Here is a 20,732-nt window from a genome sequence, read left to right as displayed (position 1 = left end):
CCGGCCTGCCGCCGGACGGGAGCCGGGGGAAACTACTTCTTGAAGCGCAATTCGCGCAGCAGCATCGATCCGGCCAGCTTGCGATACTTCGCGCGGTCGCCCGATTCGGTTTCCATCTGCGCAATCGTGCGCTGCATGTAGGCCCGGTAGGCGGCGTCGCGTTTCACATTTTCAGCGGCCGTGGCAAAGTTGGCAAATCGCACGAGCAGGTAAACGTCGGGCTCGCCCTTGCGCGGATACATGTTGCCCATCACCTCATAGGAGGTAATCCATCCCTGTGATTTGGCATATTCCTGCCCCTTGCGCCACATCCCGGCAACATGCTGGGCATAATCGAGCGAATGACCATCATCGATCTGGATGGCGCTGATCTCGACGAAATCCCCATCGTCGAGCGGGTAGGAATCCTGCGCCTGAAGCGGCGTAGCGAAGGCAAGGCACAGCGAAGCGGCGGCGTAAGCCGCGTGACGAACGATCTTCATGGTATCTACTCCCGAATACGGCAGTTGCGACCGGGCCAAACATGGCCCCCTTTCCCGCCGGTCCCTCAGAATTGGTGCGAGCCCATTCCTACCCCGAAGTGGCAACAGGTTACGATCGTAACGAAACTGAGTCAAAGCCTACGAATCGCTTCGATTCAGACGCTTGACGCGACTCGGCTCAGGACTTGCCTTGGCCGCGCAGGCATCGCATCAGGCGCACATGACCCAGACGCTGCACTTCCTTGAGGACGATCTTGCCAGTGACGAGATTGTTGCCCTGCTCGACCTCCACCTGCGCGAAATGCACGCGTGGTCGCCGCCCTGTTCGGTCCACGCCATGCCGGTCGAACGGCTGCGCGCGCCGGACGTAACCTTCTGGTCGGCGTGGGACGGCGCGGAACTTGCCGGCTGCGGCGCGCTCAAGCACCTTGATGCGGGCCACGGCGAGGTGAAGTCGATGCGCGCTCACCCGGATTACCGGGGCAAGGGCGTGGGCAAGGCGATCCTCGTCCACCTGCTCGAACAGGCCAAAGCGCGCGGGTACACCCGGCTCAGCCTTGAAACCGGGACCAGCGACGAATTCGCCGCGCCGCGCAGGCTCTATGCTGCCCATGGGTTCAAGGAATGCGGGCCATTTTCGGACTATGAGCCTGATCCGTTCAGCTATTTCATGACGAGGACCCTGTGAGCGAACTTATCCTCCGCGCCGCGACACCGGCAGACATTCCCGCGCTGTCAAAGCTGGGGATCGACAGTTTCGTGGCGACGTTCGGCCATATGTATTCGGCCAAAGACCTCGCCGATTTCCTTGCGGAGGCGCATTCGCCCGCAGCCCTCGCCGGCGAACTGGCCGATCCCGCGCGGCTTTACCGCCTGGCTGAACAGGACGGCGCGCTGGCCGGCTATTGCAAGCTCGGACTGAAATGCGGTTTCCCGGACCATGCGCGCGGGCAGAATGTTCTGGAACTCAAACAGCTCTACACCGCCGCCGGGATGACCGGCATGGGCATCGGCAAGGCGCTGATGGACTGGGCCATGGCCGAATTCACCGCGCGCGGGGCAGACGAAGTGCAGCTTTCGGTGTGGAGCGGCAATCACGGCGCGCAGAAGTTCTATGCGCGCTACGGCTTCGCAAAGGTCGCCGACATCACCTTCCGTGTCGGTGAGCAGCTTGACGACGAATTCCTGTTTGCCCGCCTGATGTGAGGCTTGCGTCCCGTGCCATGTGGGCCTAGCGGCCAGCCATCGTGACCCGATCCGCACGCCAGTTCCCTGCAATCCTGTGGTTGCTCGCCGCGCTGGCGCTGTGCGTGCGCGCCGCCGTGCCGTCTGGCTGGATGCCGGTGGCCGATCAGGGCGGCATCCGGATCGAGATCTGCTCGGGCAGTGGGCCAATGGCCATGGTGCTCGAACGCGATGGCTCTCTGCACGAAGAGCGCGGGCCAGCGTCGCCGACACCGCGCGATCCCTGTCCCTTCGGCACGGCCCCTGCCATGGCCGCCAACCTGCCGCCCGTGATCGCGCTTGCTCCGCCGCCCCTGACCCAGCCGCAGGAACACGCACGCGCCGCCGCCTTTGCTGCGCTGCCGTTTGTCCGTGGCCTCACCCCGCCTGCCACTGGCCCCCCTTACGCCGCTTGATCCGCATCCTTTTCAACGATCAAGCGAGTAAGAAAATCATGACTGTTACCAAGCTCGGCGGCGCATTTGCGCTGCCGCTGGCGCTGTGCGCCATTCCTGCCGCCGCGCAGGACACTTCGTCCGAAGAAATCGCCGTCACCGCGCTGCGCCCCGATGCTCACGGCCCCGCCGGGACCATGGCCGACCACGTCCACAAGGCCGGAGATCTGATGATCGGGCTCACCTGGATGCACGAGGAAGCCTCGGGAACCAACCGCAGCGGTACTGCCGACATTTCGGATGCCGGAGTCGTCGCCGCCGGCTTCACCTCACGCACCAAGGCCATGACCATGGACATGGCCATGCTGCACGTGATGTGGGCACCTTCGGACCGGGTCACGCTGATGGCCGTGCCCTCGTGGCAGACGATGGACATGACCATGCTCGGACTGGTCACTTCGGCGCATCACGGCCACACGCTGGCGGCGGGCGAAACGATGCAGCACCGGGTGTCCGGTATCGGCGATACGCAAGTGGGGGCTCTGGTCTCGCTCTCGCGCAATCCGCGCTTGTCGGTGATTGCCGGAATGGGTGTTTCGGTCCCCACCGGGAGTGTGCAGCGCAAGGACGCCGACGGCAATTTTGTCCATTATGGCATGCAGCCGGGATCGGGAACGTGGGACCTGCTGCCCTCATTCACCTTGCGCGGTACGGAAGAGCAGTTCGGCTGGGGATTGCAGGCGAGCTACGTTTTCCGGGCAGAAGACCGTGGCCCCAGCGGCTTCCGCTTTGGCGACCGGTTCGTCGCGACTGGCTGGCTGTCCCGGCCGGTCACTCATGCCGTGTCGCTGTCCACGCGCCTGACCTGGACGGACGAGGGCGACGTGAAAGGCCACTACAATGCCGGCCACAACCATGCCGCGCCGCCAGACCGGCAGGCCAACTACGGCGGCCAGCGGCTCGATGCGGCACTCGGCTCGAACCTGACGCTGGGCGAGACGATGCGCCTTGGCATTGAAGCGAGCCTGCCGGTGTTCCAGCGGCTGAACGGCATTCAGCCGCCGCGGCGCTTCGCCACCAGCCTGCAGGTCTCACGCATGTTCTGACCAAGACGGACCGGGAGCGGTGAGAGTTTGCCCTCGCCGCTCCCGGCTCCTATATGCGCCCCATGTCCTCCATCCGACCCTGGCGCGATATCGCGCGCCGTCAGTGCCGCCAGATCATGGTCGGCAAGGTACCCATCGGCGGCGATGCGCCGATTGCGGTGCAGACCATGACCAATACGCTGACCTCCGACGCCAGGGCGACGATCAACCAGATCCGCCGCTGCGAGGATGCCGGGGCCGATATCGTGCGCGTGTCCTGTCCGGACGTGGAAAGCACCGCCGCCTTGCGCGAAATCGTCCGCGCCGCGCAGGTGCCGATCGTTGCCGACATCCATTTCCACTACAAGCGCGCGCTGGAAGCGGCAGACGCGGGCGCGGCCTGCCTGCGGATCAACCCCGGCAATATCGGTTCCAGCGAGCGTGTTGCCGAAGTGGTACGCGCCGCCAAGGCCAATGGCTGTTCGATCCGTATCGGGGTCAACGCTGGCAGCCTTGAGAAGGACCTGCTCGAAAAATACGGCGAGCCCTGCCCCGAGGCACTGGTGGAAAGCGCGCTCGATCACATCAAGCTGCTGCAGGACCACGATTTCCACGAATACAAGGTCGCGGTGAAGGCCAGTGACGTGTTCCTCGCCGTCGCCGCCTACATGGGGCTGGCCGAGGCGACCGATTGCCCGCTGCACCTTGGTATTACCGAGGCCGGCGGGCTGATCGGCGGCACGGTGAAAAGCTCGATCGGCATCGGCAACATGCTGTGGGCAGGCATCGGCGACACCATCCGCGTCTCGCTTTCCGCCGAGCCGGAGGAAGAGGTCCGCGTCGGCTTCGAAATCCTCAAGAGCCTGGGCCTGCGCACCCGCGGCGTACGCGTCGTTTCTTGCCCCAGCTGCGCGCGGCAGGGATTTGACGTGATCCGCACGGTCGAGGCGCTCGAAAACCGGCTCGGTCACATCAAGACGCCGATGAGCCTTTCGGTCCTCGGCTGCGTGGTCAACGGCCCCGGCGAAGCGCGCGAAACCGATATCGGCATCACCGGCGGCGGCAATGGCAAGCACATGGTCTACCTGTCAGGCGTGACCGATCACCATGTGTCGAGCGAGGCGATGCTTGATCACATCGTTTCGCTGGTGGAGTCGAAAGCGGCCGAGATTGAGGCGGCGACGACAGACGTCGGCGCTGCCAACTGAACGCATTGGTAAAATCCTAACCCTTGCGGTGGCACGCTTTGGCCGTGACCCGCCTGATGATCCTTGCCTTGAGCGCGATCGCATCGATGCTGCTGCTGGTGCAGATTTTTGCGCCTCGCAGAGAAGCCGAAGCTGTGCCGAGCGGCGCGGCGAGAAGTTCGCCGCCTTCGCCACGGGGCATGATGTTCGCCGAAAGCGCCGGAGAGGCCGGCGAAATCCAGATTCCCCGCGATTCCTCGGGCCAGTTCCACGTGAAGGCAAAGGTCAACGGGGCGGAAGAACGCTTCCTGATCGATACCGGCGCCGATGTCGTCGCGCTGACAGTGGAAACTGCCGAGGCTGCCGGACTGCCGGTTGATCCTGCCAACTTCACCGCCCTGATGCAGACCGCTTCGGGCGAGGGGATGGGCGTGCGGATGCGAATCGACGATTTCGAAGTCGGTGGCCGCCATTTCCGCGACCTTGATGTCGTGGTCATGGAGGGCCTGCAGACCAACCTGCTCGGCCAGTCGGTGCTGCGCAAGTTCGGCAAGGTAGAGATGCGCGGCGACCGCATGGTGATTTCGCACGATTGAGCCGGGAGCCGCGTGCGGTTAGGGCGGCAGACATGTTGTCCATCCGCCCCGCCGCCCGCACCGACTTGCCGCTGATCGCGCAGTTCATTCGTGACCTTGCCGAATATGAAAAGCTGTCGGAAGCGGTGCGATTTGACGAGGCGGTCATGGGCGAAAAGTTGTTTGGCCAAAGCAATGGACATGGGCCTTATGCCGAAGTCGTGATCGGCGAAGTGGACGGTGAGGCGCAGGGATTTGCGCTGTTTTTCCATAACTTCTCAACCTTTGAGGGCCTGCCGGGGATCTACCTCGAAGATCTGTTCGTCCGGCCCGAGGCGCGCGGGGCCGGGCTGGGCAAGGCCCTGCTCGCACATCTTGCAGCTCTTGCGGTGGAGCGCGGCTGCGCCCGGCTGGAATGGTCGGTGCTCGATTGGAACGCGCCGGCCATCGGATTCTACGAAAAACTGGGTGCGCGCGGCATGGACGAATGGACTGTCATGCGGCTCGATGGCGCGAATCTGGCTCAATTGGGCGCGGCTGCGCGCGGTCCCGCCGATTAGCGCTTGGCGAATCGATACAGCCTCACTTAATCTCTGCTCACTATGATGGGGGTCATGAACAGACGGAGCGTCCTTGCCGGGTGCCTTGCCACGGGTGCGATAGTGGCACCGCTGACGCGCGCGTTTGCGCAGTCGGTTATTGGCCCGCTGGAAGGAGAGTTCGACAAGGCGTTCGGTGCGCTCGGGCCGAGTCCTGCGCCGGTCGCGCCCGGTGCCATGCCGGTCGAACCCGCGCCGATTGTGCCAGCGCTGCCGATGGAAGCGCCGGTCGATCCGGCCTACAACGCCCGCCTGATCGAGATTGCCCGGCGCGAGATCGAACGTGCGGGTAACAAGCTATGGCGCACGGATATTGCCGGGATTGCCGATTTCGGAAGGCCCAGCACCCTGCCGCGCTTCCACTTCGTCAATCTGGAAGCCGGCCGCATCGATTCGTTCCGGGTCTGCCACGGGCGCGGATCGGACCCCGATCATTCGGGCTTCCTGCACTCATTCTCGAACATTCCCGGCTCGGAAGCCACCTCGCGCGGCGGCTACCTGACCTGCGAGTGGTACTACGGTAAATACGGCACCTCGATCCGGCTGGAAGGCATGGAGCGCGACAATTCGAACGCGCTGCAACGCGCCATCGTCATGCACCCCGCCGCCTATGCCTCGCCCGAACACATCGCCAAGTTCGGCAAGCTTGGCCGCAGCGAGGGCTGCTTCGCCATGGCTCCGGGCGATTTCAACCAGGCGCTGGTGCACCTGTCGAACGGCCGCCTGCTTTACGCGGACCGCATAACGCTGGCTTGAGGGGCGCCCCGCCCATCCATTCAACGTCATCCTGAACTCGATTCAGGATCTATTTCGCCTTGGGCATGGTTCCGCGTCAGTTGAGCTAACGGCGCAGTTGCGCGTCCACACATTCGGCGGGATGTTAGGCACGATGGATCCTGAAACGAGTTCAGGATGATGGGGGGAGAGCGAAATCGCGCTCCCCCTTACCTCACAGCGGATTATCCAGCTTGATCACCGCTTCAGTGCTCTTGCGCTGGGCGGTCTTGAGCTGGCGCGGGGCGGCGAGGCTGGCGAGGACCGGGGCGTCGCGCAGGTAGATGTCGGGGAAGGCCTTCATCACGCCGTCGATCGACTTCGCATAAGTGAAGTAGCCGATGTAGACCGGCATCGGACGCTTCGCCATCGGCACCTTGGTATAGATGCCTGATGCGCTGATTTCCGCCGCTTCGTCCGCCGTCTTGCCGCCGCCGATGATGGCAAGGGCAATCGCCAGTTCGGTCGCGCGTTCGGTGCGGACGCAGCCGTGGCTGAGCGCGCGCGAGGCGGAAGCGAACAGGCCGCGGCTCGGCGTGTCGTGCAGGAAGATCGCGTGTTCGTTGGGCATGTCGAGCTTCATCAGGCCCAGCGCATTCTTCGGTCCCGGCTGCTGGACAACGGTGATCGTGCCGTCTGCTGCCTTGCTTACCGCATAGCCCTGCGCCTTGGCCGAGGCGAGGTTGCCCATCAGTTGCGCACCCAGCCCTTCGCCCTTCACGATCGACTGCGGCACGGTCCAGGTCGGGTTGAACACCACGCCTTCGACCATTTCGGACAGCTGCGGCGTCGCCGTCTTGCCGGGCTTGCCAACGATTGTGCGATAGGTGCGCACGATCTTGTCCTTGCGGACCAGTCGCAGCTGGAATTCTGGCACATTGGTGATCAGGTAATATTCGCCGAGGTCGTGGCTGAGCCAGCGCCAGCGGTCCATATTGGCGCGGATCTGGGAGCGAGTCTTGGGGTCCGGCGCCTTGGCAAGGGCATCGCGCAGTTCGGCATAGTCGGGATAGGTCGGATTGAGCGCGGCGAGCGTGCCGGCAATGTCGCCGCTGTCCAGCGCGCGGCTCATCACCGCTACGGTCGGGTTGACGTCCATGTCCTTGTCAAACGCGAACCACTGCACGCGCGCCTTCATCGGCGTGCGGCCATCGCGCAGGTCTTCGGTCAGCCAGGTGAAGCTCTTGCTGGCGAGGGCATCGAGTTCCGGCCCTTCGCCCCTGGCAATCGCGGCGCGCAGTGCGGCGGGCTGGTAATCGGCGGGAGTCAGGCCTTCCTTGCCGATGCCCTCGATCACGCTGGCCAGCGCCTTGGCATTGGTCAGCGACCACGCCATCACCGGGTTGGGATCGGGCGCGGGCAAGGCCGGTGCCGGGAGCGGCTGGACGGTTGCCGTCACGGGCGCCGCGCTGTCGCCCGGAGTGGCAGCAGGTGCCGAAGGCGAGGTCGCGACAGGCGCGGGCACGATGACCGGCTGCGCCGCAGGAGCAACGGGCGCCGGGGCTGAGCTTTGAGCGATGGCGCCGGCCGGCAACATGGCGAGCGCCAGTCCCGTAACCGCTGCGAACTGCGCCATGCGAGAGAATTTCATCTGGTACCCATCCTGTTTGCCGGGGGGAAATGCCGAAGTGGCCCGCGCTTCATGCCCGTTTGCTGCGTCTGCATCAACACCTTGGCCCTTACGCTGCGATGAACGGAGGCGCGAATTGCCGCGCTGGCCTTCGCTCTCCGCCACATCTATGGCCGGACGATGCACCGCCGCCACACCTTGCTGCCTTTCGCTGCGGCCGCGCTCGGCATCGCGCTGTTCAGTGCGATGGACGCCTTCATGAAAGGCGCCACGCTGGCGGTGGGGGCCTATTCGGCGATGATGGTGCGCTCGCTGATGGGCGCGGCGATCATGTACCCCTTGTGGCGCGCGCGCCGGGGCTCGCCGCCTGACCGCGAAGCCCTGAAGCTCCACGCCCTGCGCGGCGCGATAAGCGCGGCGATGGCGGTCACCTTTTTCTGGGCGCTGGCCCGGATGCCGATGGCGGAAGGTATCGCCATATCCTTTATCGCCCCGCTGATCGCGCTGTACCTTGCCGCCGTGGTGCTGGGAGAAAAAGTCACGCGCGGGGCGATCATCGCCTCGCTGCTCGGCCTTTCGGGGGTCGTGGTGATCGCCGCGAACCAGCTTGGTGCGCGCAATATGGACGGCGAGGCGGTGCTGGCGATTGCCGCCATGCTGCTGTCAGCCGTGCTCTATGCGATCAACCTGATCCTCCAGCGCAAGCAGGCGCAGATCGCCAGCCCGGTCGAAGTGGCGCTGTTCCAGATGAGCTTTTCCGGCCTGTTCCTTGCCGTGCTGGCGCCGTGGCTGCTGGTCCTGCCAGGGGCTGCGGCAACCGGCCAGATCGCGCTGAGCGCGCTCCTCGCCGCTGTATCGCTGATGCTGCTGTCATGGGCCTATGGTCAGGCTGAGGCGCAGGCGCTGCTGACGGTGGAATATACCGCCTTCATCTGGGCGGCGCTGCTGGGCTGGCTGATGTTCGATGAACAGGTCACCGGCGCGACGCTGGCCGGGGTGGCGCTGATCGTGCTCGGCTGCTGGATCGCGGCTAGGCAGGGGCGGCCCGTACACAGCGAGCAGACCGCTCTGTGAAGCCGAACGCCACCGCCGGGGCGTAAACCAAGGTCAAAAGGCCGATTCTGGCGCATTTCTGATGGGCGGGCCTCTTGACGCGGGGGGCATTCACGCGCATCGGCGGCGCCGAAACAGGGCCCTGCTGCGGTGCATTTGCCGCCGTCCCCCGGGGCTTTTACAGCAGGAGATCACGCAGGCATGACTCAGGTCGGACAGGACTCGCTCGGCACCCGTTCCACGCTCACCGTTGGTGGCAAGGACTATGCCTATTACTCGCTCAAGAAGGCGAGCGCGCAGATCGGCGACGTCAGCCGTCTGCCTTTCTCGATGAAGGTCCTGCTGGAAAACCTGCTGCGCTTTGAGGACGGCGGCTTCACCGTCTCCACTGCCGACATTCAGGCGATTGCCGACTGGCAGAAGAGCCCCAGCGAATCGTCGAACGAGATCCAGTACCGTCCGGCGCGCGTGCTGCTGCAGGATTTCACTGGCGTTCCCTGCGTGGTCGATCTGGCCGCCATGCGCGATGCCATCGCCAAGCTCGGCGGTGACACCAGCAAGATCAACCCGCTGGTGCCGGTGAACCTTGTCATCGATCACTCGGTGATGGTCGACGAATTCGGCAATGCCAAGGCCTTCGAACAGAACGTCGAGATCGAATACCAGCGCAACATGGAGCGCTATGACTTCCTCAAGTGGGGTTCGAAGTCGCTCAACAACTTCTACGCCGTGCCCCCGGGCACCGGCATCTGCCACCAGGTCAACCTTGAGAACATTGCCCAGGCCGTGTGGACCTCGACCGATCAGGCCGGCGTGACGGTGGCTTATCCCGACACCTGCGTCGGCACCGACAGCCACACCACGATGGTCAACGGCCTTGGCGTGCTGGGCTGGGGCGTTGGCGGGATCGAAGCCGAAGCGGCCATGCTCGGCCAGCCGGTCTCGATGCTCATCCCCGAAGTCGTCGGCTTCAAGCTGACCGGCACGCTGAAGGAAGGCGTCACCGCCACCGACCTCGTGCTCACCGCCACCAACATGCTGCGCAAGCATGGTGTCGTCGGCCGCTTCGTTGAATACTACGGCCCCGGCCTTGCCGCCCTGACACTGGCCGACCGCGCCACGCTGGCCAACATGGCCCCCGAATATGGCGCCACCTGCGGCTTCTTCGGCATCGACGACAAGACGCTCGATTACCTGCGCCTCACCGGCCGCGAGGAAGAGCAGATCGCGCTGGTCGAAGCCTATGCCAAGGAGCAGGGCTTCTGGATCGATCCCTCGGTCGAACCGATCTTCACTTCGACGCTGGAACTTGATCTCGGCACCGTCGTGCCCTCGCTCGCCGGCCCAAAGCGCCCGCAGGACCGCGTCTCGCTCGATCAGGTGGATGACGTGTTCAATCAGGACATGACCGACACCTACAAGAAGGCGCAGACCCGCGTCGCGGTTGAAGGCAAGGACTATGACATCGGCGACGGCGACGTGGTGATCGCCGCCATCACCAGCTGCACCAACACGTCGAACCCCGGCGTGATGGTCGCCGCTGGCCTTGTCGCCAAGAAGGCGAACGAGCTTGGCCTGCGTCCCAAGCCATGGGTCAAGACCAGCCTCGCCCCCGGCAGCCAGGTCGTCACCGATTACTTCAACAAGGCCGGCCTGACCGAGCATCTGGACGCGGTTGGCTTCAACCTTGTCGGCTATGGCTGCACCACCTGCATCGGCAACTCCGGCCCGCTGGCCGAGCCGCTGAGCAAGGCGATCAACGAAAACGGCCTCGTCGCTGCCGCCGTAATCTCGGGCAACCGCAACTTCGAGGGCCGCGTCTCGCCGGATGTGCGCGCCAACTTTCTTGCCTCGCCGCCGCTGGTCGTCGCCTATGCGCTCAAGGGCACGGTGATCGAGGATTTCGTCACCACGCCGATCGGACAGGGTTCGAACGGACAGGACGTCTATCTCAAGGACATCTGGCCGACCAACGACGAGGTCTACACCACGATGTCCGCCTGCATGGACCGCGCCATGTTCCAGGCCCGCTATGCCAACGTCTACCTTGGCGACAAGCACTGGCAGGCGATCAACGTGACGGGCTCGGAAACCTATTCGTGGCGCGCCGGATCGACCTATGTCGCCAACCCGCCGTACTTCGAGGGCATGTCCATGACCCCGGCGCCGGTCACCGACATCGTCGATGCCAAGCCGCTGCTGATCCTTGGCGATTCGATCACCACCGATCACATCAGCCCGGCCGGCAACATCAAGGCAGACAGCCCGGCCGGCGAATGGCTGATGGCCCATCAGGTCGCCAAGGCGGACTTCAACTCCTACGGCGCGCGCCGCGGCCACCACGAAGTCATGATGCGCGGCACCTTCGCCAACATCCGCATCAAGAACGAGATGGTTCCCGGCATCGAAGGCGGCATGAGCCGCTTCGGCGACGAGGTTGGCGCGGTCTATGACGTCGCCATGAAGCACAAGGCCGAGGGCACGCCGATGGTCGTTGTCGCCGGCAAGGAATACGGCACCGGCTCCAGCCGTGACTGGGCGGCCAAGGGCACCAACCTGCTCGGCGTGCGCGCCGTGATCGTCGAGAGCTTCGAGCGCATCCACCGCTCGAACCTCGTCGGCATGGGCGTGCTGCCGCTGCAGTTCAAGGACGGCGATACCCGCTCCAGCCTTGGCCTTGACGGCGACTGCAGCTTCACGATTGAGGGCGTGGCCGACATGAAGCCGCGTCAGGACGTGACCGTGAACGTCACCCGCAAGGACGGCAGCCAGTTCAGCTTCACCGCGCTGTGCCGCATCGATACCGCCAATGAGGTCGAATACTTCATGAACGGTGGCATCCTGCACTACGTGCTGCGCAAGCTGGCCGCCTGATCGCATTGACTAACAAACGGCGGGGCGGGGAGCTTCGGCTTCCCGCCCCGTTTTTTTGTAGGGTGACATGCTTCCCAAGCGCATCGTCATGCTGAACTTGTTTCAGCATCCATCGTGCCTCAGTTCCTGCCCCACGAAAGTCAAGGCAACGGCATCGTCGTGCCCTCTCGACGGCTCCGGATCAGGACGCCAAATGGATGCTGAAACAAGTTCAGCATGACGATTCGGGAATCGTACAGCGATCTGCTTCGACCTGGAGTCGCCAATGACAGAAATCCTCATCGAAACCTGCGGCTGGCTGGCCGCTCTGTTGATCCTTGCTTCTTACATCCTCGTCTCAACGGGCCGTCTTTCGGGCCAGTCGCGGACCTATCAGTGGATGAACATCGTTGCCGCTGCGGGCTTTGTGGTCAATTCGGGCTGGCACGGCGCGGTGCCATCGACCGCGCTCAACGTGGTGTGGATGGCGGTGGGGCTGTTCACCCTGTGGCGGATTGCGCGCGGCACCGTTCAGCCGGGATAAAGCGGTGCCCGCACAGCTTTCATCCATTGGGATGAAGGAAACGGCCGATGAAGACCATGACCACCGTGCTGGCGCTCGCGCTGGTGTCTTCCACGCCGGCGTTCGCCAAGGCTCCGGCCAATCCGCAGATCGATTATCAGGGCTTCTCCGGCCTTGTCGGCACCCTCGCCAAGGTGCGCGAGAAGCACCGGCTGGCATGGCCTGAGTTCGCCAAGCGCGCCCGCGCAGAAGGAGCGCTGCTGCTCGATGCAAGGTCGCCCGCCGCCTTTGCCCGTGGGCATCTGGACGGCGCGGTGAACCTGCCGTTCTCTGACTTCACCGCAGAGGCGCTGGCAGACGTCATCGGGCCGAACCGGAAGCGGCCGATCTACATCTACTGCAACAACAATTTCCGCGACAACCGCGCGCCGGTAGTGACCAAGGCGGCACCGCTGGCGCTCAACATCCCGACCTTCATCAACCTGCACGGCTATGGCTATGGCAATGTCTGGGAACTGGCCGACGTGATCGGCATGGACGATCCGGCTGTCGGCTGGGTCGGTACCGGCGCGCCGCCACGCGTTCGTTGAGACGTAGCCGCCGCTGAAACGAAAAGGGCGGCCCGCGATGGGCCGCCCTCTCAAAATCCCGAAGGAATCACCTGAACTCAGGCCGCCTTCTTGGCCGACTTGGTGTCCTTGGCCTTTGCCAGCCGGCGACGCCCGGCAAGCGTGGCAGCAGCCGCGCCGAACAGGATCAGCATCGGCGGTGCCGGTACTTCGTGACCGCCCGAGGAAGTCGAGGTCGAGCCACCCGACGAGGTCGAAGTGCTGGACGAACCCGAGGTTGAGCTGGAGGTTGAACCGGACGTCGAACCCGAGGTGCTGCCCGAAGTCGAACCAGAGCTGGAGCCGCTGCTCGATCCCGAGGAAGAGCCGGAACTCGAACCGCTGCTTGAACCCGAAGAGCTGCCCGAAGAAGAGCCACTGGACGATCCGCTCGACGATCCCGAGCTGGAGCCGGACGAACTACCCGAAGAGGAACCGCTCGACGACCCTGACGAGCTACCCGAGGACGAGCCGCTGCTGGATCCCGACGAACCCGACGATCCCGAAGACCCGCCATGGTTGCCGCTCGACGTGCCGTGACCGGGCTTGCCGCCGGTCGAACCGCCCGAGCTGCTGCCCGAGGAGCTGGACGACGAAGACGACGAGCTCGACGAGGACGACGATGATGAGGAGCTGGACGAGCTGGAGACGTTACCCGACGACGAGCTGACGTTGCCGCTTGACGATGAGACATTGCCCGAGGAGCTCGAAACGTTGCCGCTCGACGAAGACACGTTGCCCGACGAGCTGGAGACATTGCCGGAGCTTGTCGAAGTCGAAGTCGATACACCGCCGGTCGAAGTCGAAACGCCGCCCGAAGTGGTCGAGGTGGAGCCGCCCGAGGTTGAGGTCGATCCGCCCGAGGTCGAGGTTGAGCTGCCGCCCGAACCGCCCGACGAGGTCGAACTGGTGATGCCGCCGGTCGAGGTCGAGGTGATCACCACCGACCCGCCGCCCGAGCTGCTGCCACCGAAGAAGCCGCCGAAGAACCCGCCGCCGAAGCCGAAGCCCCCGCCCGATCCGCCGATCACCACCGTGCCGCCCGAACCGCCCGAAGGCATGGGGGGAAGCGGCGGCATATAGGGCGCTGCCATCGGCACCATCGCCATCTGCTGGGTTGCCTCGCAGCACGTGGTGCGCTTGACGATCCGGCGCACGCGCTTGACCTTGCGCGGCTCGCTGCGGACCACATAATAACGCTGCGCCTTGGGCTTGCCCTTGACCACGCGGGTTGCCGTGCCCTTCACGTGCTTTACGTAAGCGGGGTTGCTGGTCTTCGGGGCTTCTGCCACGTGGACCGCTCCGCCACCAATCAACGCACCGCCAGCGGCAGCGACAGACAACTTTGCGAGGGCCGTTCGAATCGACATGGTCTTCTCTCTCGTCCTGGTGGCCTGACGCCCGAAAGGTGGGAATACACCTGCCGGACCAATGCCCCTGTGGTTTCAGAAACGCAGAGACCACCCCCTACGACAATCACGTTAACCGTCCTTTGCGTCCCGATTTACGAAAAATTCGGCACTTTTTCGGGCCTTGGCCCTGACCTGTCCCGTAATGGAACCGTTTGCGCCGCCTTTGGTTACCAAGCGCCGGTTGCGGGCTTGCATCTGAGTAACGCAAAGGTTACATGTAACCTATAGGTTACTACAGAAGGGGGAAATCATGACCGAATCGACCAAAACAGCCGATGAAGCCGAAAAGCTCACTCGCCGCCGCGCCCGCATGCTGCCGGTGCTCGCACTGTTCCTGATCATCCAGCAATCGGCCTATTTCGCGCATGGTGATGGCACGCGCACGGTCGATCACGTACGCCTTGGTGCTTGGGTAGCGATGAGCGTCGTGGTGCTCGTCGTGCTGCTCACCGGTGGATTCTGGTTCCGCAGGCCGGAGGTGCGGGCGATGATAGAGGACGAGAGCGCGCGCGCCAATCGCGCCGCCGCGCTGGGCACGGGTTTCGTCTGCGCCATGGTCACCGCGATCATCTGCTATGTCATGCAATATGCATGGGAATTCACCGTTGGCGAGGTCATCCACCTGATCGTCACGGCGGGGCTATTCTCGGCCTTGGTGCGCTTTGCCATGCTGGAGCGCCGGGGCCTTGGCTGACACCCTCACCAACCGCCTGCGCGAACTGCGCGAGGCGCGGGGGCTGACCCAGGCCCAGCTGGCCGAAGCGATCGGGGTCAGCCGCAAGACGATCAACACCGTGGAGAATGGCATCTACGTGCCCTCCACCGTGATCGCGCTCAAACTGGCGGCCGTGCTGGGCGAGCCGGTGGAGGCGCTATTTGCCCTCGCCGAATAGGCCGGTCTGGATGCCCGATGGCGGCGTCAGGCCAAGGTGCTGCCATGCCCGGTCATTGAGGCAGCGCCCGCGCGCCGTACGGGCAACAAGGCCGAGCTGGATCAGGTAGGGCTCGATCACCTCTTCCACCGTGTCGCGCGGTTCGGACAGGCCGGCGGCGAGCGTTTCGACGCCAACCGGGCCGCCCTTGTAGATGTCGGCGATCATCGTCAGGTAACGCCGATCCATGGCATCGAGTCCGAGTGCATCGACCTCAAGCCGGGTCAGCGCATCATCGGCCACCTCGCGCGTGACCGTGCCATTGCCGGCGACATGAGCAAAGTCGCGCACCCGGCGCAGCAGGCGGCCGGCGACACGCGGCGTACCCCGGGCGCGGCGGGCAATTTCCCGTGCGCCTTCAGGGGCGATGGCCAGGCCCAGCAGTCCCGCGCCGCGCGTGACGACGCTTTCAAGTTCCGGGATCGTATAGAAATTCAGCCGCACCGGAATGCCGAAGCGGTCGCGCAGCGGGGTGGTCAGCAGGCCCTGCCGGGTGGTCGCGCCGACCAGCGTGAAGGCCGGCAGCGGCACCTGCACCGACCGCGCCGCCGGCCCCTCGCCGATGATCAGGTCGAGCGTGCGGTCCTCCATCGCCGGGTAGAGGATTTCCTCGACCACGGGATTGAGCCGGTGAATTTCGTCGATGAACAGGACGTCGCCTTCATCAAGGTTGGTCAGCAGCGCGGCAAGATCGCCCGCCTTGGCAATGACAGGCCCGCTGGTGGCGCGGAAACCCACGCCCAGCTCGCGCGCGACAATCTGCGCCAGCGTCGTCTTGCCAAGGCCGGGCGGGCCATAGAACAACACATGATCCATCGCCTCACGCCTGCTGCGCGCGGATTCGATGAACACGCGCAGGTTCTCCTTCGCGCCGGCTTGTCCGACGAATTCGGCAAGCGTTTTGGGGCGGAGAGCGGCGTCGACGTCTTCCGGCTGGCGCAGGGGGGTGAGGTGGGGGTTATCGGTCATGCGTGCGGCGCTTGCGGCACGATGGATGCTGAAACAAGTTCAGCATGACCAGTTTGCAGGACAATGCTCTCACCATCGTCACCCTGAACTTGTTTCAGGGTCCATTTCGCCCCAGTCTCAGGTCCATGCGGGAAGAGCGTCAGCCTTGCGTCTATATCCTTGCGAGCGAGCGATATGGCACGGTCTATATTGGTGTAACGTCGAACCTTGTCGGCAGAATTTCGCAGCATCGCAGCGGTTTGACGCCGGGTTTCTCGAATCGCTACGCTGTCCACCGGCTGGTCCATTACGAACTGTTCGGCGAAATGGAACCGGCGATCCTGCGCGAAAAGCAGCTCAAGAACTGGCGACGCCAGTGGAAGATCAACCTGATCAATGCGGCCAACCCGCACTGGGCGGACCTGGCGGTGGGGTTGGGCTTTCCTCCGCTTGCTCCGGATGTTGGGCACGATGGATCCTGAAACGAGTTCAGGATGACGTTGGAGGAGAAGGTGACTCATCATCCAGCCGCCCTCTTCAGTCCGATGCGGATCAGGTCATTGAGCCCGGCCCCGTCTCCAAGTTCCTCCATCGCCCGCGCAATCGCATCGGTCGCCACGTTCGGCTTGAAACCAAGGTTCATCAACGCCGAGACGGCATCCGCGCTGGCGCTGCCCGCCGGGGCCGAGGCGAGCGCCACGCTTCCGGGCGCAGTCGGCAGGGCGCCGGCCTTGTCCTTGAGTTCATTGACGATGCGGCTGGCGAGCTTTGGCCCGACGCCCTGCGCCCGCGCGACCATCGCCGCGTCCCCGCCGGCGCAGGCTTTCTGCAAATCCTCGGTCGACAGCGCCGAGAGCACCGCCAGCGCCATCTTGGACCCCACGCCCTGCACGCCCGTCAGCAGGCGGAACCATTCGCGCTCCGCTCCGCTGGCGAAGCCGATCAGGCGCATGTCGTTTTCGCTGACCTGCAGTTCGGTGTGGATCGTGACGCTATCGCCCCGAACGCCCAGCGCGGTCAGCGTCTTGGCGCTGCAATGGACGAGGTAGCCGACGCCGGAAACGTCGATCACTGCCCAGTCGGGGCCGAAGTCGTCGAGCGTGCCGGTGAGCCGTGCGATCATGGTTTGTTCCTATGCACTTGCGATTCGTGCAAGGCAAGCCCGCCGGGGCCTCCTCCTTGCTAAGGGCGTTTCAGCGCAGCGAACCCATCAGGTGTGCATGGGCAATCGCAACGGCGAGCGCATCCGCCGCATCGGCACCGGCCAGCTTCACCCCCGGCAACAACACGCCGAGCATGGCCTGAACCTGCGTCTTGTCCGCGCCGCCGGTGCCGACGATCGCCTTCTTCACCAGCCGCGTGGCATATTCCGCCACCGGCAGCCCGGCGCGCGCGGCGGCGAGCAGGCAGACGCCGCGTGCTTGGCCGAGTTTGAGCGTTGATTGCGGGTTCATGTTGACGAAAACCTCCTCCACCGCCGCCGCATCGGGCCGGTGGAGCAGGATCACGTCGGTCAGTTCACGATCCAGCGTGACGAGGCGTTCGGAGAGAGTGGCCTTGGCGTCGGTCTTCACCTGCCCATTGGCGATGTGCGTCAGTCGGTTCCCGACTTTGGACACGATGCCCCAGCCGGTGCAGGTCAGCGAGGGGTCGATGCCCAGGATCAGCATGGCACCAGCATGTCAGACGCGGATGCCAATGCGCGGGCCGAAATGGGCCATCAGCAGGTACAGCACAATCGTCAGCACGCAGCCGAGCGCCAGCGCCAGCCAGAACGGCTGACCCGCGCGCAGCAGCCAGGGGATCACCAGAAACATCGGCAGGCTGGGCAGGACGTACCAGAACGTCGCCTCGGCATGGACGGCCATGTTTTCAGCGTCAGGACGCGCCTGCCAGAGCAGAATCATCCCCAGCACCGAAACCAGCGGCAGCGAGGCGACCAGCGCGCCCAGCGTGGGCAGGCGCTTGCCGATCTCGGCAATGGCCACGATCAGCGCCCCCGAAAGCAGCGCCTTCGCGACCAGTTGGAGCATTACGTGTTGGCTCCGCTGGCCGCGACCGCGTTTTTAGCGGCTCCGCTGGCCGCGACCCCGTTTTTAGCGGCTCCGCTGGCCGCGACCGCAGGCATCAACCCAGCTTTTCCATGACATCGTCAGGGATGTCGTAATTGCCCCAGACGGCCTGCACGTCGTCATCGTCGTCGAGCACGTCGATCAGCTTGAGCAGGGTGGTGGCGGAAGCTTCGTCGACTTCGACCTTCAGCCCCGGCTTCCATGCCAGCTTCACGCCTTCCGCTTCGCCCAGTGTCTTTTCCAGCTCACGGGCGACCGGGTGGAGGTTTTCCACGGCAACCCAGATGGCGTGGCTATCCTCGTCGCTCTCAACGTCGTCGGCGCCGGCTTCGATCGCGGCTTCCAGAACGGTATCCTCGTCGCCAGCCTTGCCGGGATATTCAATCAGGCCGAGCCGGTCGAAGCCGTGGCTCACCGCGCCGCTGGCGCCCAGATTGCCGCCGTTCTTGGCAAAGGCGGTACGGACATTGGTAGCGGTGCGGTTGCGATTGTCGGTCAGCGCCTCGACGATGAGGGCCACGCCGCCGGGACCGTAGCCCTCATAGCGCACTTCCTCATAGTTCTCGCCGTCGCCCTTGCTCGCCTTGTCGATCGCGCGCTGGATATTGTCCTTGGGCATCGACTGCGCCTTGGCGGCGTTGACTGCGGCACGCAGGCGCGGGTTCATGTCCGGATCGGGCATGCCCATCTTCGCCGCGACGGTGATTTCGCGGGAAAGCTTGGAGAACTGCGCCGAACGCTTTTTGTCCTGCGCGCCCTTGCGGTGCATGATGTTCTTGAATTTGGAATGGCCTGCCATGGCACCCTGTCGATCTTCTGGGGTTGAAACTCGGCCCGGCCCTTACACCGGCAGGCGCGATCAAAGCAACCGCTGCCACCACCCGACATCGCGCCAGCCGCCCAGCTTCCAGCCAACCTCGCGGTAAATGCCCAGCGGGGTGAACCCGGCCGCGCGGTGGAGCGCCTCGCTGGGTTCGTTGGGCAGGGCGATCCCGGCAAAAGCGGCGTGGCACCCCCGCCCTGCAAGGCGCGGGAGCAAGGCATCGTACAATGCCCGCCCGAACCCCTGCCGCGCAAAGGCCGGATCGACATAGACCGCGACGTCGCAGGAGCTTTGGTAAGCGGCGCGTGTACGGTGCGGGCTGCCGTAGGCATAACCGGCGATTTTGCCGTCCACTTCGGCCACCAGCCAGGCGTGGCTCGCAGCGTAATCGGCAATCCGGAGCGCCATCGCTGCCTCGTCCGGAGCCTCGATCTCAAAACTGATCCATGTATCGCTGACGAACGGTGCATAGATCGCCGCGCAAGCAGCTGCGTCGGCAGCGCAGGCGTCGCGGATCACACCACGACTGCCGTGCCCGAACAGCTCACCATCAGCATCGATCCGTTGGCGCCGAGCACTTCATAATCGATGTCCACGCCGATAACAGCATTGCCGCCGACGCGCTTGGCCTCGGCCTCCATCTCTTCCAGCGCCTGCTTGCGCGCGCGGGCGAGGACGTCTTCGTAGGATCCCGAACGTCCGCCAACGATGTCGCGCACGCTGGCGAACAGGTCGCGGAAAATGTTGGCGCCGACGATCACTTCGCCGGTAACGATGCCCTTGTAGTCGCGCACGGGCTTGCCTTCGATCATGGCGGTGGTGGTGACGATCATGGCACTAACTCTCCTCAGGCGTGAACCGGATACCGAGATAGGATGGCGCGGCGCGCCGACAAGGGTGGGGGCCAGAGCACTGGTCGCGCGTTAACTTTTCTTCGTTTATGGAGTGGCCGATGTCAGACCCACTTGTCCAGCCGGCCCCGCAGCCGGCCAGCTCGCCGTTCCTCGCCCCATGGCGCGATTTCGCTGCCTATCTGCGCCGCCCGGTCCATCAGGTTCCCGGCAGCCTGAAGGCACCCGGCGTCTGGCGCGCGTTTGCCGCGCTGTGGCTGCTCGATGTGGTCGGACTGGTGGTTTTGCTGGTCGTGCTGACGCTCTACATGAAAGTCACCGGCCTGCCCGGGCCGGATGCGTTTGATCAGGTGCCGCGCGAATGGCTGGTGCCGCTGGTGGTGTTGGCCGCGCCGGTGATCGAGGAGACGGTGTTCCGCGGCTGGCTGGCCGGACGCCCGCGCGCGCTGTGGCTGCTGGGCGGTTTGGTCGCACTGGCGCTGGCGGCGACGCTACTGGCCGATGGCACGCCGCTGCGGCTGGCCGTAGTCGGGCTGGTGCTGCTGGCCATGCCGCTCGGCTGGTTCCTGCTGCGCAAGCGCGCCGCGCCGGGCTGGTTCGTGCGCCTGTTTCCGGTGATCTTCTGGCTGACCGCGCTGACTTTCGGCCTTGTCCACTTGTCGAACTATCCCTCGCCGGGATTGCTCGCCCTGCCGCTGGTCCTGCCGCAAGTCTGGGCGGGACTGGTCTTCGGCTTCATGCGCATGCGGCTGGGCCTTGCCGCTTC

The 20,732-nt window shown here is 64.6% G+C and carries 27 protein-coding genes; 18 read left to right on the top strand and 9 right to left on the bottom strand.

The features are described 5' to 3' along the window. Positions 1-32: 32 nt before the first annotated feature. Positions 33-482 (bottom strand): hypothetical protein, encoded by a 450-nt coding sequence (locus tag RMO89_RS07160; protein ID WP_310532130.1) that lies wholly within the window; start codon positions 480-482, stop codon positions 33-35. Positions 483-702: 220 nt separating this feature from the next. Between RMO89_RS07160 and RMO89_RS07155 the strand changes: the two genes are divergently transcribed. The 8 genes from RMO89_RS07155 (at position 703) to RMO89_RS07120 (ending at position 6,303) form a co-directional block, all read left to right on the top strand. After that, positions 703-1,170: a GNAT family N-acetyltransferase gene (locus RMO89_RS07155; protein WP_310532128.1), complete on the top strand. Its 468-nt coding sequence runs from the start codon at positions 703-705 to the stop codon at positions 1,168-1,170. Further along, positions 1,167-1,688, top strand: a complete 522-nt coding sequence (locus tag RMO89_RS07150; protein ID WP_310532126.1) for a GNAT family N-acetyltransferase — start codon at positions 1,167-1,169, stop codon at positions 1,686-1,688. Before RMO89_RS07155 ends, RMO89_RS07150 begins: the two co-directional genes overlap by 4 nt. A gap of 41 nt (positions 1,689-1,729) precedes the next feature. After that, on the top strand, positions 1,730-2,122 hold the full coding sequence (locus RMO89_RS07145) for a hypothetical protein (RefSeq protein WP_310532123.1): 393 nt from the start codon (positions 1,730-1,732) through the stop codon (positions 2,120-2,122). Between the two features lie 38 nt (positions 2,123-2,160). Continuing rightward, on the top strand, positions 2,161-3,207 hold the full coding sequence (locus RMO89_RS07140; protein ID WP_310532121.1) for a hypothetical protein: 1,047 nt from the start codon (positions 2,161-2,163) through the stop codon (positions 3,205-3,207). 62 nt (positions 3,208-3,269) lie between these two features. Next, the gene (gene ispG, locus RMO89_RS07135) at positions 3,270-4,394 is read left to right on the top strand and encodes a flavodoxin-dependent (E)-4-hydroxy-3-methylbut-2-enyl-diphosphate synthase (RefSeq protein WP_310532119.1); all 1,125 of its coding nucleotides are present in this window, start codon (positions 3,270-3,272) and stop codon (positions 4,392-4,394) included. A gap of 44 nt (positions 4,395-4,438) precedes the next feature. Next, on the top strand, positions 4,439-4,969 hold the full coding sequence (locus tag RMO89_RS07130) for a TIGR02281 family clan AA aspartic protease (RefSeq protein ID WP_310532118.1): 531 nt from the start codon (positions 4,439-4,441) through the stop codon (positions 4,967-4,969). A 32-nt stretch (positions 4,970-5,001) separates the two neighbouring features. After that, positions 5,002-5,508 carry a GNAT family N-acetyltransferase gene (locus RMO89_RS07125; RefSeq protein WP_310532116.1) on the top strand — a complete coding sequence of 169 codons (507 nt, stop codon included), beginning with the start codon at positions 5,002-5,004 and terminating at the stop codon, positions 5,506-5,508. A gap of 54 nt (positions 5,509-5,562) precedes the next feature. Further along, on the top strand, positions 5,563-6,303 hold the full coding sequence (locus tag RMO89_RS07120; RefSeq protein ID WP_310532114.1) for a murein L,D-transpeptidase catalytic domain-containing protein: 741 nt from the start codon (positions 5,563-5,565) through the stop codon (positions 6,301-6,303). A 193-nt stretch (positions 6,304-6,496) separates the two neighbouring features. On the opposite strand, the gene RMO89_RS07115 is transcribed toward RMO89_RS07120, so the two are convergent. Next, complete coding sequence (locus RMO89_RS07115) at positions 6,497-7,912, bottom strand: L,D-transpeptidase family protein (protein ID WP_310532113.1); 1,416 nt, start codon at positions 7,910-7,912, stop codon at positions 6,497-6,499. A 159-nt stretch (positions 7,913-8,071) separates the two neighbouring features. Between RMO89_RS07115 and RMO89_RS07110 the strand changes: the two genes are divergently transcribed. The 8 genes from RMO89_RS07110 to RMO89_RS07075 all read left to right on the top strand — a co-directional run bounded on the left by RMO89_RS07110 (position 8,072) and on the right by RMO89_RS07075 (position 15,233). Then, positions 8,072-8,965, top strand: coding sequence for a DMT family transporter (locus RMO89_RS07110; protein WP_310532111.1), 894 nt, complete (start codon positions 8,072-8,074; stop codon positions 8,963-8,965). 180 nt (positions 8,966-9,145) lie between these two features. Then, positions 9,146-11,818 (top strand): aconitate hydratase AcnA, encoded by a 2,673-nt coding sequence (gene acnA / locus RMO89_RS07105; protein WP_310532109.1) that lies wholly within the window; start codon positions 9,146-9,148, stop codon positions 11,816-11,818. 265 nt (positions 11,819-12,083) lie between these two features. Beyond that, entirely contained in the window at positions 12,084-12,341 is a 258-nt protein-coding gene (locus RMO89_RS07100; protein WP_310532108.1) for a CBU_0592 family membrane protein, read from the top strand. A 47-nt stretch (positions 12,342-12,388) separates the two neighbouring features. Continuing rightward, positions 12,389-12,910, top strand: a complete 522-nt coding sequence (locus RMO89_RS07095; RefSeq protein WP_310532106.1) for a rhodanese-like domain-containing protein — start codon at positions 12,389-12,391, stop codon at positions 12,908-12,910. A gap of 237 nt (positions 12,911-13,147) precedes the next feature. Further along, positions 13,148-13,468, top strand: a complete 321-nt coding sequence (locus RMO89_RS07090) for a hypothetical protein (RefSeq protein ID WP_310532105.1) — start codon at positions 13,148-13,150, stop codon at positions 13,466-13,468. Between the two features lie 6 nt (positions 13,469-13,474). After that, positions 13,475-14,011, top strand: a complete 537-nt coding sequence (locus RMO89_RS07085) for a hypothetical protein (RefSeq protein WP_310532103.1) — start codon at positions 13,475-13,477, stop codon at positions 14,009-14,011. 579 nt (positions 14,012-14,590) lie between these two features. Beyond that, the gene (locus tag RMO89_RS07080; RefSeq protein WP_310532102.1) at positions 14,591-15,034 is read left to right on the top strand and encodes a hypothetical protein; all 444 of its coding nucleotides are present in this window, start codon (positions 14,591-14,593) and stop codon (positions 15,032-15,034) included. Continuing rightward, positions 15,027-15,233, top strand: a complete 207-nt coding sequence (locus tag RMO89_RS07075) for a helix-turn-helix transcriptional regulator (protein WP_310532101.1) — start codon at positions 15,027-15,029, stop codon at positions 15,231-15,233. Before RMO89_RS07080 ends, RMO89_RS07075 begins: the two co-directional genes overlap by 8 nt. On the opposite strand, the gene ruvB is transcribed toward RMO89_RS07075, so the two are convergent. Further along, the gene (ruvB, locus tag RMO89_RS07070) at positions 15,213-16,241 is read right to left on the bottom strand and encodes a Holliday junction branch migration DNA helicase RuvB (protein WP_310532100.1); all 1,029 of its coding nucleotides are present in this window, start codon (positions 16,239-16,241) and stop codon (positions 15,213-15,215) included. The two genes, RMO89_RS07075 and ruvB, sit on opposite strands and share 21 nt — an antisense overlap. Before the next feature lie 125 nt (positions 16,242-16,366). On the opposite strand from ruvB, the gene RMO89_RS07065 reads away from it, so the two are divergent. Further along, on the top strand, positions 16,367-16,702 hold the full coding sequence (locus tag RMO89_RS07065; protein WP_310532142.1) for a GIY-YIG nuclease family protein: 336 nt from the start codon (positions 16,367-16,369) through the stop codon (positions 16,700-16,702). Positions 16,703-16,740: 38 nt separating this feature from the next. Here RMO89_RS07065 and ruvA read toward each other — a convergent pair whose 3' ends face one another. The 6 genes from ruvA to RMO89_RS07035 form a co-directional block, all read right to left on the bottom strand. Continuing rightward, the gene (gene ruvA, locus RMO89_RS07060; RefSeq protein ID WP_310532098.1) at positions 16,741-17,343 is read right to left on the bottom strand and encodes a Holliday junction branch migration protein RuvA; all 603 of its coding nucleotides are present in this window, start codon (positions 17,341-17,343) and stop codon (positions 16,741-16,743) included. Positions 17,344-17,413: 70 nt separating this feature from the next. Then, the gene (gene ruvC / locus RMO89_RS07055; RefSeq protein ID WP_310532096.1) at positions 17,414-17,890 is read right to left on the bottom strand and encodes a crossover junction endodeoxyribonuclease RuvC; all 477 of its coding nucleotides are present in this window, start codon (positions 17,888-17,890) and stop codon (positions 17,414-17,416) included. Positions 17,891-17,902: 12 nt separating this feature from the next. Then, the gene (locus tag RMO89_RS07050; protein ID WP_310532094.1) at positions 17,903-18,253 is read right to left on the bottom strand and encodes a DUF3147 family protein; all 351 of its coding nucleotides are present in this window, start codon (positions 18,251-18,253) and stop codon (positions 17,903-17,905) included. A gap of 94 nt (positions 18,254-18,347) precedes the next feature. Next, the gene (locus RMO89_RS07045) at positions 18,348-19,091 is read right to left on the bottom strand and encodes a YebC/PmpR family DNA-binding transcriptional regulator (protein WP_310532093.1); all 744 of its coding nucleotides are present in this window, start codon (positions 19,089-19,091) and stop codon (positions 18,348-18,350) included. A 60-nt stretch (positions 19,092-19,151) separates the two neighbouring features. Further along, complete coding sequence (locus RMO89_RS07040) at positions 19,152-19,634, bottom strand: arsinothricin resistance N-acetyltransferase ArsN1 family B (protein ID WP_310532091.1); 483 nt, start codon at positions 19,632-19,634, stop codon at positions 19,152-19,154. Continuing rightward, positions 19,631-19,948: a heavy metal-binding domain-containing protein gene (locus RMO89_RS07035; RefSeq protein WP_310532090.1), complete on the bottom strand. Its 318-nt coding sequence runs from the start codon at positions 19,946-19,948 to the stop codon at positions 19,631-19,633. Before RMO89_RS07035 ends, RMO89_RS07040 begins: the two co-directional genes overlap by 4 nt. Positions 19,949-20,067: 119 nt before the next feature. On the opposite strand from RMO89_RS07035, the gene RMO89_RS07030 reads away from it, so the two are divergent. After that, a partial coding sequence (locus tag RMO89_RS07030) for a type II CAAX prenyl endopeptidase Rce1 family protein (RefSeq protein WP_310532088.1) occupies positions 20,068-20,732 on the top strand: 665 nt, incomplete at its 3' end.

The organism is Novosphingobium sp. (assembly GCF_031424035.1).
GTDB lineage: Bacteria > Pseudomonadota > Alphaproteobacteria > Sphingomonadales > Sphingomonadaceae > Novosphingobium.
This window is presented reverse-complemented; position numbering and strand designations above follow the sequence as displayed.

Coding starts and splice junctions, on each gene's coding strand:
- ruvC (WP_310532096.1), bottom strand. CDS start 17,890: ATGCTGATCCTGGGCATCGACCCCTCGCTGACCTGCACCGGCTGGGGC.
- ispG (WP_310532119.1), top strand. CDS start 3,270: ATGTCCTCCATCCGACCCTGGCGCGATATCGCGCGCCGTCAGTGCCGC.
- RMO89_RS07160 (WP_310532130.1), bottom strand. CDS start 482: ATGAAGATCGTTCGTCACGCGGCTTACGCCGCCGCTTCGCTGTGCCTT.
- RMO89_RS07140 (WP_310532121.1), top strand. CDS start 2,161: ATGACTGTTACCAAGCTCGGCGGCGCATTTGCGCTGCCGCTGGCGCTG.
- RMO89_RS07045 (WP_310532093.1), bottom strand. CDS start 19,091: ATGGCAGGCCATTCCAAATTCAAGAACATCATGCACCGCAAGGGCGCG.
- RMO89_RS07110 (WP_310532111.1), top strand. CDS start 8,072: ATGCACCGCCGCCACACCTTGCTGCCTTTCGCTGCGGCCGCGCTCGGC.
- RMO89_RS07080 (WP_310532102.1), top strand. CDS start 14,591: ATGACCGAATCGACCAAAACAGCCGATGAAGCCGAAAAGCTCACTCGC.
- RMO89_RS07100 (WP_310532108.1), top strand. CDS start 12,084: ATGACAGAAATCCTCATCGAAACCTGCGGCTGGCTGGCCGCTCTGTTG.
- RMO89_RS07155 (WP_310532128.1), top strand. CDS start 703: ATGACCCAGACGCTGCACTTCCTTGAGGACGATCTTGCCAGTGACGAG.
- RMO89_RS07120 (WP_310532114.1), top strand. CDS start 5,563: ATGAACAGACGGAGCGTCCTTGCCGGGTGCCTTGCCACGGGTGCGATA.
- RMO89_RS07050 (WP_310532094.1), bottom strand. CDS start 18,253: ATGCTCCAACTGGTCGCGAAGGCGCTGCTTTCGGGGGCGCTGATCGTG.
- RMO89_RS07115 (WP_310532113.1), bottom strand. CDS start 7,912: ATGAAATTCTCTCGCATGGCGCAGTTCGCAGCGGTTACGGGACTGGCG.
- RMO89_RS07065 (WP_310532142.1), top strand. CDS start 16,367: ATGCGGGAAGAGCGTCAGCCTTGCGTCTATATCCTTGCGAGCGAGCGA.
- RMO89_RS07125 (WP_310532116.1), top strand. CDS start 5,002: ATGTTGTCCATCCGCCCCGCCGCCCGCACCGACTTGCCGCTGATCGCG.
- RMO89_RS07095 (WP_310532106.1), top strand. CDS start 12,389: ATGAAGACCATGACCACCGTGCTGGCGCTCGCGCTGGTGTCTTCCACG.
- acnA (WP_310532109.1), top strand. CDS start 9,146: ATGACTCAGGTCGGACAGGACTCGCTCGGCACCCGTTCCACGCTCACC.
- RMO89_RS07035 (WP_310532090.1), bottom strand. CDS start 19,948: ATGATCGTCACCACCACCGCCATGATCGAAGGCAAGCCCGTGCGCGAC.
- ruvA (WP_310532098.1), bottom strand. CDS start 17,343: ATGATCGCACGGCTCACCGGCACGCTCGACGACTTCGGCCCCGACTGG.
- ruvB (WP_310532100.1), bottom strand. CDS start 16,241: ATGACCGATAACCCCCACCTCACCCCCCTGCGCCAGCCGGAAGACGTC.